Genomic DNA, 13233 nt, shown 5'->3' with positions numbered 1-13233 from the left:
AACCAAAAACGCTTGCCCCGACCATCCGGCCCTACGCTTCGCTCCGGGTCCGCTCACACCAGCACCGTTCCGGGGTCGGTCCAGATGGGCCATCCATGGCCCACTGAACCTCTCGCCGCATCCATGCGGCTCGACCCACTCCACGGCACTGGCGTTCGCCCTCCTGAACGGGGCGAATCGCTAGCCTGAAAGTTTTGATTGAAAAACCGTAGCGTGGCCAACGGCGTAGCCTTGTCCACAAAGCCCGCGGTGCATACCAGTGGAAAACGCTGCGCGGTTTTCCACGCTACAAGGATGTGCATCAGGCATCAGGCTTGCGCCCTGTTCCCGTCAGTGAGGCAGAGTCCAGGTGTCGCGGAGGGGGATGCGAGGCAGGACGGCGAGCAAGGCGCAAGGGGCAAGAGTCCACTTCGTGTCGTGCACTTGGAGCGGCGCCGGAGCGAGGGGATCCGGAGCGCAGCGGAGGGCCGAAACGTGGGGCAAGCGTTTTTGCTTACTTTTGTCCGGGGCGCGCAGCCGCGATTGGCAAAAGTGAGTCGCCCGGGTGGGCGAAACAAGAGCCATCAGCAGACCACGATAATCAGCTAGTGCCGTGAAAGGCTAAAACCCAAAGCGTGGGGCTTCGCTCCCGCTCAACCCAACCTACGAAAAATCCCCTCAGCGTACGCTCAACTTGTATCCCACCCGCTCTAACCACTGGGCTTCCAGTTCGAAGTCGGCCTGAGTCAGGGGGTTTTCCGCCAGCCAGCCATCGGGGAATTGCACATCGAGGCTACGCTCGCCAGCGCTGAGCTGCACATCCGGAATACTCTTGTGGCGGATGTGGTGGAAAAGGATGGCGAAGCGCAGCAGCAAGGTCAGGCGCAGCAGCGGCTCGCCTTCCGGGCCCAGCTCCTGCAGGCGGTCCAGCGGAATGTTGCGGCGATGGCCGCGTACCAGCAGGGCCAGGGCCTGCTGGTCACGGCGGGAGAAGCCGGGCAGGTCCGAGTGCTCGATCAGGTAGGCGCCGTGCTTGTGGTACTGGTAGTGGGCGATGTCCAGGCCGACGCCGTGCAGGCGCGCGGCCCAGCGCAGCAGTTCGGCATGGTTCTCGTCGGTCAGGGCCCAGGCCTCGGCGACCTGTGCCAGGGACTTCAGGGCGCGCTTTTCCACCCGCTCGGCATGGCGCTGGTCGACGTGGTAGCGCTCGGCCAGGGCGTTGAGGGTGCGTTCGCGGACGTCTTCGTGGCTGTGCCGGCCGATCATGTCGTAGAGCACCCCTTCGCGCAGGGCGCCTTCGGAGAGATGCATCTCCTGCAGTTCCAGTGCCTTGAACAGGGCTTCGAGGATGGCCAGGCCGCCTGGCAGGATGGCGCGTCGATCCGGCTTCACGCCGTCGATGTTGAGCAGGTTGATGTCACCCTGCTTGAGCAGCTTGCGCTTGAGCCATTCGATGCCGTCCGGGGTGATCTCGCCATTGCCGCGGCCGGCGGCCTGGATCGCCAGGGCCACCGCGCGGATGGTGCCGGATGCGCCGAGGGCCTGGTGCCAGCCCATCTCGCGCAGGCCCTGGTCGATGTTCATCAGTTCCAGGCGGGCGGCGGTATAGGCGCGGGCGTACTGGGCGGCGGTGATCTTGCCGTCGGCGAAGAATCTCTTGGTGAAGCTGACGCAGCCCATCTGCAGACTCTCGCGCTGCAGGGTCTCGAAGCGCTGGCCGATGATGAATTCGGTGCTGCCGCCGCCGATGTCGGTCACCAGGCGGCGTCCGGGCACATCGGGCATGGAGTGGGACACGCCCAGGTAGATGAGACGGGCCTCTTCGCGACCGGAGATGACCTCGACCGCATGGCCGAGCACGGCTTCGGCGCGCTGGATGAATTCGGCGCGGTTGCGCGCCTCGCGCAGGGCGTTGGTGCCCACCACCCGCACGGCGCCGCGCGGCATGCCGGCGATCAGCTGGGCGAAGCGGCGCAGGCAGTCCAGGCCGCGCTGGATGGCCTCTTCGCTGAGCAGGCGCGACTCGTCCAGACCGGCGGCCAGCTGGATCTTTTCGCCCAACCGCTCAAGGATGCGGATTTCCCCGTGGGAGTGGCGCGCCCGGACGATGTGAAAGCTGTTCGAGCCCAGGTCGATCGCGGCGATCAGTTCGTGGGGTTCGGCTGGCGAAGGCTGCATCTGGAGGCTCTCGGCGATAAACCGCGCCATCGTGCCAGCTAGCCGGTGGCGGCTTCAAGCGCACAGCGGTTACGGTTGCGCAAAGTGGCAGGAAAAATAGGGTTTTTCCGCCTCAGGAGGCCACCTGACCGATGAACTGGGCCAGTTCCGGCGTCTGCGGATGGGCGAACAGCTCCTGGGGATGACCGCTTTCGTGCACCTTGCCCTGGTGCATGAACACCAGCTTGTCGCCGACCTCGCGGGCGAATCTCATCTCGTGGGTGACCATGATCAGCGTCATCCCCTCGCGGGCCAGTTGCTTGACCACCATCAGCACCTCGTTGACCAGTTCCGGGTCCAGCGCCGAGGTGATCTCGTCGCAGAGCAACACCTTGGGCGACATGGCCAGGGCGCGGGCGATCGCCACCCGCTGCTGCTGGCCGCCGGAGAGGCGATCCGGATAGCTGTCGAATTTCTCCGCCAGGCCGACCCGTTCGAGCATCTGCCGCGCCAGGGCGCGGGCTTCGTCCTTGCTGGTCTTCTTGACCACCTGGGGCGCCAGCATCACGTTCTCGCCCACGGTCAGGTGCGGGAAGAGGTTGAATTGCTGGAAAACCATGCCGACCTTCTGCCGCAGCGACCTCAGATTGACCCGGGCGGCGTCCAGGTATTCGCCATCCACCTCGATGACGCCGTCGTTGATGGATTCCAGGCCATTCAGGGTGCGCAGCAGGGTGCTCTTGCCCGAGCCGCTCTTGCCGATGATGGCCACCACCTGGCCTTCCTCGACGGTCAGGTCGATACCCTTGAGCACATGGTGGTTGCCATAGTGTTTGTGCAGGGCGGTCACTCTAAGCAGCGGCATGCAGTCTCCTTTCCAGCCAGCGGGCGGCCAGCGACAGCGGATAACAGAGGATGAAATAGCCCAGGGCCGCGAGGCCGTAGACGGTGAAGGGCTGGAAGGTCGCGTTGGCGAGCATGCCGCCGATCTTGGTCAGTTCGGTGAAGCCGATGATGGAGGTCACCGCGGTGCCCTTGACCACCTGCACCGAGAAGCCCACGGTGGGCGCCACGGCGATGCGCAGGGCCTGGGGCAGGATCACGTGGCGCAACTGCTCGAAGCGGGTCAGCGCCAGGCTTTCCGAGGCTTCCCACTGGCCGTGGGGAATGGCGTCGACGCAGCCCCGCCAGATCTCGGCGAGATAGGCGCTGGTGAACAGCGTCAGGGCCAGGCCGGCGGCCAGCCAGGCGGGGACTTCCAGGCCCAGCAGCGACAGGCCGAAGAAGGTCAGGAACAGCTGCATCAGCAGCGGGGTGCCCTGGAACAGCTCGATGTAGCCGCGCGCCAGCAGGCGGAGCGGCCGGAGCGTCGAGTTGCGCGCCAGCAGCACCAGCACGCTGGCCAGGCCGCCGAAGAGGAAGGCCGCCAGCGACAGCAGCAGCGTCAGGCCGAGACCGCTGGCCAGGCTGCGCAGGATGTCGGCGAGAGTGAAGTCCATCAGCGCCTCCTGACGATGAAAAAGACGCCCAGCCAGTGCAGCGCCTGGCGCACGCCGATGGCCATGAGCAGATAGATGAGGGTGGTCAGCAGATAGGTTTCGAAGGCGCGGAAATTGCGCGACTGGATGAAGTTGGCGGCGAAGGTCAGCTCTTCGGTGGAGATCTGCGAGCAGACCGCCGAGCCCAGCATCACGATCACCACCTGGCTCGACAGCGCCGGCCAGACCTTGGCCAGCGCCGGGCGCAGGATCACGTAGCGCAGGGTTTCGAAGCGGGTCATGGCCAGGGCCGCCGCCGCTTCCAGCTGGCCGCGCGGGATCGCCTGGATGCCGGCGCGGATGATCTCGGTGGAGTAGGCGCCGAGGTTGATGACCATGGCCAGCACCGCCGCCTGGCCGGCTTCGATCCGCACCCCGATGGAGGGCAGGCCGAAGAAGATGAAGAACAGCTGGATCAGGAAGGGCGTGTTGCGGATCAGTTCGACGTAGACCCCGAAGGCCTGGGCGAAGGGTTTCAGGCGCCAGGCGCGGCAGGTGGCGCCGACGATGCCGATGAGGATGCCGAAGAAGCCACCGATCACCGTCAGCTCAAGGGTGTAGAGCGCTCCCTTGAGCAGCAGGTCGCTCTGCGCGAGCACGGGCTGGAAGTCGAACTGATACGCCATGGCGCGTCGATCCTCAGAGAGTGGCCGGCAGGGGATCGCCCAGCCATTTTTCGGAGTTCTTGCTCAGGGTGCCGTCGGCGCGGGCCGCATCGAGAATGGCGTCGACCTTGGCCTTGAGCGCCGGCTCGTTCTTGTTGATGCCCACGTACACCGGCGAATCCTTGAGCTTGACCTTGAGCACTGGCTCCTTGGCCGGATTGCGCGCACCGATCACCTTCATCACCACGCTGCCGCTGGCGATCAGCTCGGACTGCCCGGCCAGGTAGGCGGCGATGGTGGAGTTGTTGTCTTCGAAGCGCTTGATCACGCTGTCCTTCGGCGCCACGTCGGTGAGCGCCAGGTCTTCGATGGAGCCGCGGGTCACCGAGATCACCTTGCCGGCCAGCTGCTCGGGCGTGCTGATGGCGGCATCCTTGGGACCGAAGACGCCGAGATAGAAGGGCGCATAGGGCTTGCTGAAGTCGATGACCTTTTCGCGGTCGGGATTCTTGCCCAGGCTGGAGATGACCAGGTCGACCTTGCCGGTGGTCAGGAAGGGAATGCGGTTGGTGCTGTTGACCGGGGTGACTTCCAGCTTCACGTTCAGCTTGTCCGCCATCAGTTGCGCGGTGTCGATGTCCAGGCCGCGCGGCTTGAGATCCGGGCCGATCGAGCCGAAGGGCGGGAAGTCCTGCGGCACGGCGACCTTGAGCACGCCGCGCTGCTGGATGTCGGCCAGCTGATCGGCTTGGGCGGAGGTGTGCAGGGCGGTCAGGCCCAGGGCGAGCAGGGAGAGGGCGGTCCAGCGCTTGAGCATGACGAGACTCCGAAAGCAGGAAGGGATGGCTCTGCCCAGTGCATTTCATGTGCCAGTCCCCTGCCAGACGGGTGCAAGGGCCGTCTGGCCTGAGGATTGGTCTTACTGGTCTGAACAGTTGTCCCGCTCAGTGCCCTGAACTTCCGCTTGCCGTGAGCCGCTTTGGTGCGCGGCTATGGCGGCGTGCTCTGCCTTGGGGCTGCACTTGAAGTCGCTGGAAATTGGGCATAAAAGGCAAGCTTCCGGACTGACTGGCCTGACCACGCCATGCCCCTCGCTGCCACCCGTGCCGTACCCCAATATGCCGTCGACGCCATTCGCCGGCTGATCGAGACCGAAGGCTATGCCCCCGGCGCGGCGCTGCCCGCGCAGCGCGAGCTGGCCGAGCGGCTGGGGGTGAGTCGCGCTTCCCTGCGCGAGGCGCTGTCCACCCTCAGTGCCCTGGGCCTGGTCAGCGTCCAGCCCGGGCGCGGGGTCTATGTGCAGGAAGCGACGGGCGCGCCGGATGGGCACTGGCCCTTCGCCGGCGAGGTCGCCGCCGCCCATGTCTTCCAGCTGAGATTCGCCCTGGAGGGCTTCGCGGCTGGCCTCGCCGCCGTCACCCTGGGCGCCGCCGACCTGGATCGCCTGGAGGTCAATCTGGCCGCCCTGCACCGGGCGCTGCGGGCCAACGAGCTGGAAGAGGCGGCCGTGCTGGACTTCGATTTCCATCGCCAACTGCTGCTGGCCGCGGACAATCCGGCCATGCTGGCGGTGATCACCAGCAGCCCCGAGCGTTTCCACGAAAGCCAGAAGCTACCCTTCGTGCGCCCCGAGCGGGCCCTGGAAACCTGGCAGGAACACCGGCGGATCCTCAGGGCGCTGAGCCGCCGCTCGCCCGCGGCCGCGCAAAAGGCCATGCGCGAACATATCCGCAATGCGGCGCTGCGCAGTGGAACCCCTTTCCCGGTACCTGCGGTCTAACATCAATGCCGGTCATAGCCACCATCAATGTTCGAATGCTTTCGAAGTGACGGCAGCAGGGCTATCATGGCCGTACTTCAAGTCGCACCCGAATTCGGAGAGAGTCAATGAGCGAATACATCACCAACGTCAGCGACGCCAGCTTCGAGCAGGACGTGCTGAAGTCCGACAGCCCCGTGCTGGTCGACTACTGGGCCGAATGGTGCGGTCCCTGCAAGATGATTGCCCCGGTTCTGGACGAGATCGCCAAGGACTACCAAGGCAAGCTCAAGGTCTGCAAGCTGAACATCGACGAAAACCAGGACACCCCGCCGAAGTACGGCGTGCGTGGCATCCCGACCCTGATGCTGTTCAAGAACGGCGCGGTCGAGGCCACCAAGGTCGGCGCCCTGTCCAAGTCGCAACTGGCCGCCTTCCTCGACGCCAACGTCTGAGTCAGCCAGTCGAAAGCCCCGCCATGCGGGGCTTTTTTATGCCTGGACGGCTGGACGAGCACAGGTGCAGGTGCTAGATTCCAGCCACGACCCCATCAGCGGGCCGTCTTCTCATCTGCTGTAGCCGTCAGTTCTCCTCTTCAGAACGCATCCCGCGAAGCTAATCTCGCATCCGGCCGCTCAGCTCGAATCCCTCCTTCGCCTCTTCTCACGTCAACATACGTCTATGAATCTGACCGAACTCAAGCAAAAGCCCATCACGGAACTGTTGGAAATGGCGGATGCCGCGGGCTTGGAAAACATGGCCCGGTCCCGCAAGCAGGACATCATCTTTGCGCTGCTCAAGAAGCACGCCAAGGGTGGCGACGAGATTTCCGGGGATGGCGTGCTGGAGATCCTGCAGGACGGCTTCGGCTTCCTGCGTAGCGCCGACTCCTCCTACCTGGCCGGTCCCGACGACATCTATGTCTCTCCCAGCCAGATCCGCCGCTTCAACCTGCGCACCGGCGACACCATCATCGGCAAGATTCGTCCGCCGAAAGAGGGCGAGCGCTACTTCGCGCTGCTAAAGGTCGACACCATCAACTTCGACCGTCCGGAAAACGCCAAGAACAAGGTGCTGTTCGAGAACCTCACGCCCCTGTTCCCCAACAAGCGCCTGACCATGGAAGCCGGCAACGGCTCCACCGAAGACCTCACCGGTCGGGTCATCGACCTCTGCGCCCCCATCGGCAAGGGTCAGCGCGGTCTGATCGTCGCGCCGCCCAAGGCCGGCAAGACCATCATGCTGCAGAACATCGCGGCCAACATCACCCGCAACAATCCCGAGTGCTACCTCATCGTGCTGCTCATCGACGAGCGTCCCGAGGAAGTGACCGAGATGCAGCGTACCGTACGCGGCGAAGTGGTGGCCTCCACCTTCGACGAGCCGCCGACCCGCCACGTGCAGGTCGCCGACATGGTGATCGAGAAGGCCAAGCGCCTGGTCGAGCACAAGAAGGACGTGGTCATCCTGCTGGACTCCATCACCCGTCTGGCGCGTGCCTACAACACCGTGATCCCCAGTTCCGGCAAGGTGCTCACCGGTGGTGTCGATGCCCACGCCCTGGAGAAGCCCAAGCGCTTCTTCGGTGCCGCGCGCAACATCGAGGAAGGCGGCAGCCTGACCATCATCGCCACCGCGCTGGTGGAAACCGGCTCGAAGATGGACGAGGTGATCTACGAGGAATTCAAGGGCACCGGCAACATGGAGCTGCCCCTGGAGCGGCGCATCGCCGAGAAGCGCGTCTTCCCGGCCATCAACATCAACAAGTCCGGCACCCGCCGCGAAGAGCTGCTCACCGACGAGGAAGAGCTGTCCCGCATGTGGATCCTGCGCAAGATCCTGCATCCGATGGACGAGATCGCCGGCATCGAATTCCTCCTCGACAAGTTGCGTCAGACCAAGACCAACAACGAGTTCTTCGATTCGATGAAGCGCAGCAAGTAAGGCGCAGTCGCATGCAAAGGCCGGGAAATCCCGGCCTTTGGCGTTTCTGGGCCAGTGCTTTCTCGATGCGCGACTCAGGCGGTAGACTGCCAGACTTTCCCCAGCGCCAAGAGGCCGCATGCAATACCGAGATCTGCGTGACTTCATCCGCAGCCTGGAGCAGCGTGGTGAACTGAAGCGCGTGACCGCCCCGGTCTCGCCGATCCTCGAGATGACCGAAATCTGCGACCGGACCCTGCGCAAGCAAGGCCCGGCGCTGCTGTTCGAGAATCCCGTGGGCTTCTCCATGCCCGTGCTGGGCAACCTGTTCGGCACGCCCCAGCGCGTAGCCTTGGGCATGGGTGCCGAGGACGTCGGCGCCCTGCGCGAGATCGGCAAGCTGCTGGCCTTCCTCAAGGAGCCCGAGCCGCCCAAGGGCCTCAAGGACGCCTGGTCGAAGCTGCCGATCTACAAGAAGGTCATCAGCATGGCGCCCAAGGTCCTCAAGGACGCCCCCTGCCAGGAGGTGATCGAGGAGGGCGAGGCGGTCGATCTGGGCAAATTGCCGATCCAGCACTGCTGGCCGGGCGACGTGGCGCCGCTGATCACCTGGGGCCTGACGGTCACCCGCGGCCCCAACAAGGAGCGTCAGAACCTCGGCATCTATCGCCAGCAGGTCATCGGCCGCAACAAGCTGATCATGCGCTGGCTGAGCCATCGGGGCGGCGCCCTGGACTTCCGCGAGTGGTGCCAGAAGCATCCCGGTCAGCCCTATCCGGTGGCCGTGGCCCTGGGCGCCGATCCGGCCACCATCCTCGGCGCGGTCACGCCGGTGCCCGATACCCTGTCCGAATACGCCTTCGCCGGCCTCTTGCGCGGCAGTCGCAGCGAACTGGTCAAGTGCGTGGGCAACGACCTGCAGGTGCCGGCCAGCGCCGAGATCGTGCTGGAAGGCGTCATCCATCCGGGCGAGACCGCGCCGGAAGGGCCCTATGGCGATCACACCGGCTACTACAACGAGGTCGATACCTTCCCGGTCTTTACCGTGGAGCGCATCACCCGGCGTCGCGATCCCATCTATCACAGCACCTACACCGGGCGGCCGCCGGACGAGCCGGCCATCCTGGGCGTGGCGCTCAACGAAGTCTTCGTGCCCATCCTGCAAAAGCAGTTTCCGGAAATCGTCGACTTCTATCTGCCGCCGGAAGGCTGCTCGTACCGTATGGCGGTGGTGACCATCAAGAAGCAGTACCCCGGCCACGCCAAGCGGGTGATGCTGGGCGTCTGGTCGTTCCTGCGGCAGTTCATGTACACCAAGTTCGTGATCGTCACCGACGACGACATCAATGCCCGTGACTGGAACGACGTCATCTGGGCCGTGACCACGCGCATGGATCCCAAGCGCGACACCGTGATGATCGACAACACCCCCATCGACTACCTGGACTTCGCCTCGCCGATCTCCGGCCTGGGCTCGAAGATGGGCCTGGATGCCACCCACAAGTGGCCGGGCGAAACCACCCGCGAGTGGGGGCGGGCGATCGTCAAGGACGAAGCGGTGGTCAAACGGGTGGACGAGATGTGGTCCAGTCTCGGGATCGATTAACGGAGACGACGATGAAGGTCACCCTGCAGCCCTCGGGTGCGGTACTGGAAACCCGGCCCGGCGAAGCCATCCTGGCCGCCGCGCAGCGCCTCGGCTACAGCGGACCGCACAGCTGCCGCAACGGCAACTGCCAGCTCTGCGCCGCGCTGCTGGTGGAAGGGCAGGTCAGCCAGCACGGCCAGACCGTCGATCACGGCGAGGTCTATGTCTGCGTGGCGGTGCCCCTGAGCGATTGTCTGCTGCAGTGGGACGGCGTCCTGGCGCCCGGCGAATTGCCGGTGCGCACGCTGGCCTGCCAGGTGGTGGCGCTGGATGACGTGGGGGGCGATGTTCGCCGGGTACGGCTGCGCGCGCCGGCCGGGCGACCGCCGCGCTATCACGCCGGCCAGTACCTGCTGATCGGTCGTGACGACGGCAAGCAGTCGGCCTTTTCCCTGGCCTCGGCGCCCCACCAGGGGCGTGAGCTGGAATTGCACGTGCTGGCGCGCGAGGCCAGCAGCCAGGCGCTGCTGGCGCAACTGGAAGGCAAGGGCATGGCCCAGGTCGAGCTGCCCTATGGGGATGCCCATCTGGCCGAGCTGCCCGATGGCCCCCTGGTGCTGATCGCCGCCGGGACCGGCATGGCGCAGATGCACAGCCTGATCGAAGACGCCCGCACCCGCGGCTTCGCCCATCCGGTGCACCTCTACTGGGGCGTGCGCACGCCGGACGACTTCTATGCCATCGAGGCCTGGGAGCAATGGGCGGAGCTGCCCAATCTCGTCCTCAACCGGGTGGTAAGCGATGCCTGTGGCTGGGAAGGGCGCTGTGGTCTGCTGCACGAGGTGGTGCGGGCGGATTTCGCCGACCTGAGCGGCCTGCACGTCTATGCCAGCGGCTCACCGGCCATGGTCTATGCCACCCTGGACGCCCTGGTGGACGCCGGCATGGACGCGCACCAGATGCGCGCCGACGTCTTCGCCTACGCGCCGCGGGGTTGATGCGGCTCGCGGCCATGGGCCGCTCTTACAGTTCACCCTAACTGTAGGAGCGGCCCATGGCCGCGATTTGTCAGTGGCGTTCAGCGCTACCGCTGCGACTTGGCCACCATGCCGGTGTGTCTCAGAGTCATCGCCAGGAAGACGATGGCCAGGACGCAGGAGCCGATCAGCAGCATGAAGCCGCCATCCCAGCCGAAGTGGTCCACGGTGTAGCCGACCAGGGCATTGGCCGCCACCGAGCCACCCAGGTAGCCGAACAGTCCGGTAAAGCCCGCAGCGGTGCCGGCGGCCTTCTTGGGCACCAGTTCCAGCGCCTGCAGACCGATCAGCATCACCGGACCGTAGATCAGGAAACCGATGCAGACCAGGGCCGCCAGGTCGACGCCGGGATTGCCTTCCGGGTTGAGCCAGTAGACCAGGGTGGCGATCATCACGCCAAGCATGAACACCACGCCGGTGGCGCCGCGGTTGCCGCGAAACAGCTTGTCCGAGAGCCAGCCGCAGAGCAGGGTGCCGGGGATGCCGGCCCACTCGTAGAAGAAGTAGGCCCAGGAGGTCTTGTCCACCGAGAAGTGCTTGGCTTCCTTGAGGTAGGTGGGGGCCCAGTCCAGCACGCCATAACGCAGCAGATAGACGAAGACGTTGGCAAAGGCGATGTACCAGAGCAGGCGGTTCTTCAGCACGTACTCGACGAAGATCTCCTTGGTGGAGAATTCACGTTCGTGACCTTCGCTGTAGCCCTCGGGGAAGTCCTGTTTCCAGTGTTCCACCGACGGCAGGCCGCAGGATTGCGGGGTGTCTCTCATGGCGATGAAGGCGAAGGCCGCGACCGCCAGGGCCACCACGGCCGGGACATAGAAGGCGGCGTGCCAGTCGTTGAACCAGGCCAAGCCGAGCAGGAACAGCGGACCGATCAGGCCCCCGCCGACGTTGTGGGCGACGTTCCACACCGAAACCACCCCGCCACGCTCCTTCTGCGACCACCAGTGCACCATGGTGCGACCGCTGGGCGGCCAGCCCATGCCCTGGAACCAGCCGTTGAGGAACAGCAGGACGAACATGATGCTGACGCTGGAGGTAGCCCAGGGCGCGAATCCGAACAGCAGCATCACCAGCGCCGACATCACCAGCCCGAAGGGCAGGAAGTAGCGCGGATTGGAGCGGTCCGAGACCAGCCCCATGAGGAATTTGGACAGGCCGTAGGCGATGGCCACCGCGGACAGCGCCACGCCCAGTTCGCCCCGGCTGTAGCCTTGCTCCACCAGGTAGGGCATGGCCAGCGAGAAGTTCTTGCGGAGCAGGTAGTAGCCGGCATAGCCGATAAAGATCCCGGCAAAGATCTGCCAGCGGAGACGGCGGTAGACGGGGTCGATGCGATCGGCGGGCAGCGGCGCGCGGTGGGCTGCGGGGGCGAAGATTCCAAGCATGGGAGCCTCGGTATTGTTATAGGTATTAATCGAAAGCGAACATTCCAGGTTCGTTTTCGAATATTACAATGATATTACAGCGGGTCCAGGCTTTTCCGCCCTGTGGCAGCGGCAGCCCGGATTCCCTCTTGATCTGCGGGGGTTGCGCGCCTAGGGTGGCGCGTCTTTGCCGCTGTTTTCGCGAGTCGTCATGCCTGCCTGGAAAGTCCTCTCCTCCCGCGCCCTGAACCTGGCCACCGCCCTGTTCGAACGCTATCCGCGGCTGATCGCCCTGGCCGGCTTCATCTCGGGGATCTGCAGCTTCCTGCTGGTGGACCGGCAGAAGGGCTTCGCCCCGGTGATGGCCGTGGTCATGCTGGCGAGCTGGGTCTGGCTGATGCTGGAAAACGTGCTGCGGGGCTGGGTCAGCCGCCGTTTCGGCTGGGAATTGCCGCCGCCGCTGCTGCGCTACGCCACCCAGCTGATCCACCAGGAAAGCCTGTTCTTCTGCCTGCCGTTCTTTGCCATCACCACGGCCTGGAACAGCGGCCAGGCGCTGTTCACCGGGCTGCTCGGCGCGGCCGCGCTGGTGTCCATCATCGATCCGCTCTACTACAAGGCCCTGGCGCCGCGGCGCTGGGTCTTCCTCAGCTACCACACCCTGACCCTGTTCGCGGTGCTGCTCACGGCGCTGCCGATCATCCTGCACCTGACCACCACCCAGAGCTACGAACTGGCCCTGGGGGTCGCCGTGCTGCTGTCCTTTCCCAGTCTGGCGGTGGCCTTCCGGGTACGCCTCGGCTGGCGCTGGCTGGGGCTGCTGGGGCTGTGCCTGGCTATCGGCGCCTTCGGCTGGCTGGGGCGCGCCTGGGTGCCGCCGGCCACCCTGTGGCTGACCGACATGGGCATGAGCACCAACTTCGACAGCCTCAAGCGCCAGCCCGGCGATGCGGTGAAAAGCCTGAGCATCGGCCAACTGCGCGCCCAGGGGCTTTATGCCTTCACCGCCATCAATGCGCCGCGCGGTCTGAACGAGCGCATCTACCACGTCTGGCGCCATGCCGGTCAGGAGGTGGATCGGATTCCGCTGGATATCAGCGGCGGTCGCGAGGCCGGTTATCGCGCCTGGACCCACAAGCAGAACTTCCCCGGTGACGTGACCGGCCGTTGGCAGGTGCAAGTGGTGACGGACGTCGGCCAGGTGATCGGAACCCTCAGGTTCGAGGTGACCCCTTGAGCCGTGCTGGCTATGCTGCAGCCATCCACCCGCGAGGATCCAA

The 13233-nt window shown here is 65.2% G+C and carries 12 protein-coding genes; 6 read left to right on the top strand and 6 right to left on the bottom strand.

What is annotated here, in order from left to right:
- Positions 1-657: 657 nt before the first annotated feature.
- The 5 genes from ppx to DBY63_RS06780 all read right to left on the bottom strand — a co-directional run bounded on the left by ppx (position 658) and on the right by DBY63_RS06780 (position 5096).
- Complete coding sequence (ppx, locus tag DBY63_RS06800) at positions 658-2157, bottom strand: exopolyphosphatase (RefSeq protein ID WP_108581569.1); 1500 nt, start codon at positions 2155-2157, stop codon at positions 658-660.
- 112 nt (positions 2158-2269) lie between these two features.
- The gene (locus DBY63_RS06795; RefSeq protein WP_027598184.1) at positions 2270-3001 is read right to left on the bottom strand and encodes an amino acid ABC transporter ATP-binding protein; all 732 of its coding nucleotides are present in this window, start codon (positions 2999-3001) and stop codon (positions 2270-2272) included.
- Positions 2988-3638 carry an amino acid ABC transporter permease gene (locus DBY63_RS06790; RefSeq protein ID WP_169854531.1) on the bottom strand — a complete coding sequence of 217 codons (651 nt, stop codon included), beginning with the start codon at positions 3636-3638 and terminating at the stop codon, positions 2988-2990. The genes DBY63_RS06795 and DBY63_RS06790 overlap by 14 nt, the downstream gene beginning before the upstream one ends.
- On the bottom strand, positions 3635-4300 hold the full coding sequence (locus DBY63_RS06785; protein WP_027598186.1) for an amino acid ABC transporter permease: 666 nt from the start codon (positions 4298-4300) through the stop codon (positions 3635-3637). Before DBY63_RS06785 ends, DBY63_RS06790 begins: the two co-directional genes overlap by 4 nt.
- 13 nt (positions 4301-4313) lie before the next feature.
- Positions 4314-5096 carry a transporter substrate-binding domain-containing protein gene (locus DBY63_RS06780; protein WP_027600330.1) on the bottom strand — a complete coding sequence of 261 codons (783 nt, stop codon included), beginning with the start codon at positions 5094-5096 and terminating at the stop codon, positions 4314-4316.
- Between the two features lie 267 nt (positions 5097-5363).
- Here DBY63_RS06780 and DBY63_RS06775 point away from each other — a divergent pair, with 267 nt between their 5' ends.
- The 5 genes from DBY63_RS06775 to DBY63_RS06755 all read left to right on the top strand — a co-directional run bounded on the left by DBY63_RS06775 (position 5364) and on the right by DBY63_RS06755 (position 10547).
- On the top strand, positions 5364-6059 hold the full coding sequence (locus DBY63_RS06775) for a FadR/GntR family transcriptional regulator (RefSeq protein ID WP_042135298.1): 696 nt from the start codon (positions 5364-5366) through the stop codon (positions 6057-6059).
- Between the two features lie 107 nt (positions 6060-6166).
- Positions 6167-6493: a thioredoxin TrxA gene (gene trxA, locus DBY63_RS06770; protein ID WP_017639417.1), complete on the top strand. Its 327-nt coding sequence runs from the start codon at positions 6167-6169 to the stop codon at positions 6491-6493.
- A 226-nt stretch (positions 6494-6719) separates the two neighbouring features.
- Positions 6720-7982, top strand: a complete 1263-nt coding sequence (gene rho, locus DBY63_RS06765; RefSeq protein ID WP_007161344.1) for a transcription termination factor Rho — start codon at positions 6720-6722, stop codon at positions 7980-7982.
- A gap of 118 nt (positions 7983-8100) precedes the next feature.
- Positions 8101-9567 (top strand): 4-hydroxy-3-polyprenylbenzoate decarboxylase, encoded by a 1467-nt coding sequence (gene ubiD / locus DBY63_RS06760; RefSeq protein ID WP_074583511.1) that lies wholly within the window; start codon positions 8101-8103, stop codon positions 9565-9567.
- A gap of 11 nt (positions 9568-9578) precedes the next feature.
- A complete protein-coding gene (locus DBY63_RS06755) occupies positions 9579-10547 on the top strand; it encodes a CDP-6-deoxy-delta-3,4-glucoseen reductase (RefSeq protein WP_108581529.1) in 969 nt (322 codons plus the stop codon).
- 86 nt (positions 10548-10633) lie between these two features.
- On the opposite strand, the gene glpT is transcribed toward DBY63_RS06755, so the two are convergent.
- Positions 10634-11974, bottom strand: coding sequence for a glycerol-3-phosphate transporter (glpT, locus tag DBY63_RS06750; RefSeq protein ID WP_042135302.1), 1341 nt, complete (start codon positions 11972-11974; stop codon positions 10634-10636).
- A 190-nt stretch (positions 11975-12164) separates the two neighbouring features.
- Between glpT and DBY63_RS06745 the strand changes: the two genes are divergently transcribed.
- Positions 12165-13190: a DUF5924 family protein gene (locus DBY63_RS06745; protein WP_108581528.1), complete on the top strand. Its 1026-nt coding sequence runs from the start codon at positions 12165-12167 to the stop codon at positions 13188-13190.
- Positions 13191-13233: the final 43 nt, after the last annotated feature.

Source organism: Pseudomonas sp. RIT411, assembly GCF_003057735.2.
In the GTDB taxonomy this organism is placed as follows: Bacteria; Pseudomonadota; Gammaproteobacteria; order Pseudomonadales; family Pseudomonadaceae; genus Chryseomonas; species Chryseomonas oryzihabitans.
The sequence above is the reverse complement of the archived record's forward strand: the minus strand, read 5'-3'. Positions and strand labels throughout refer to the sequence as shown.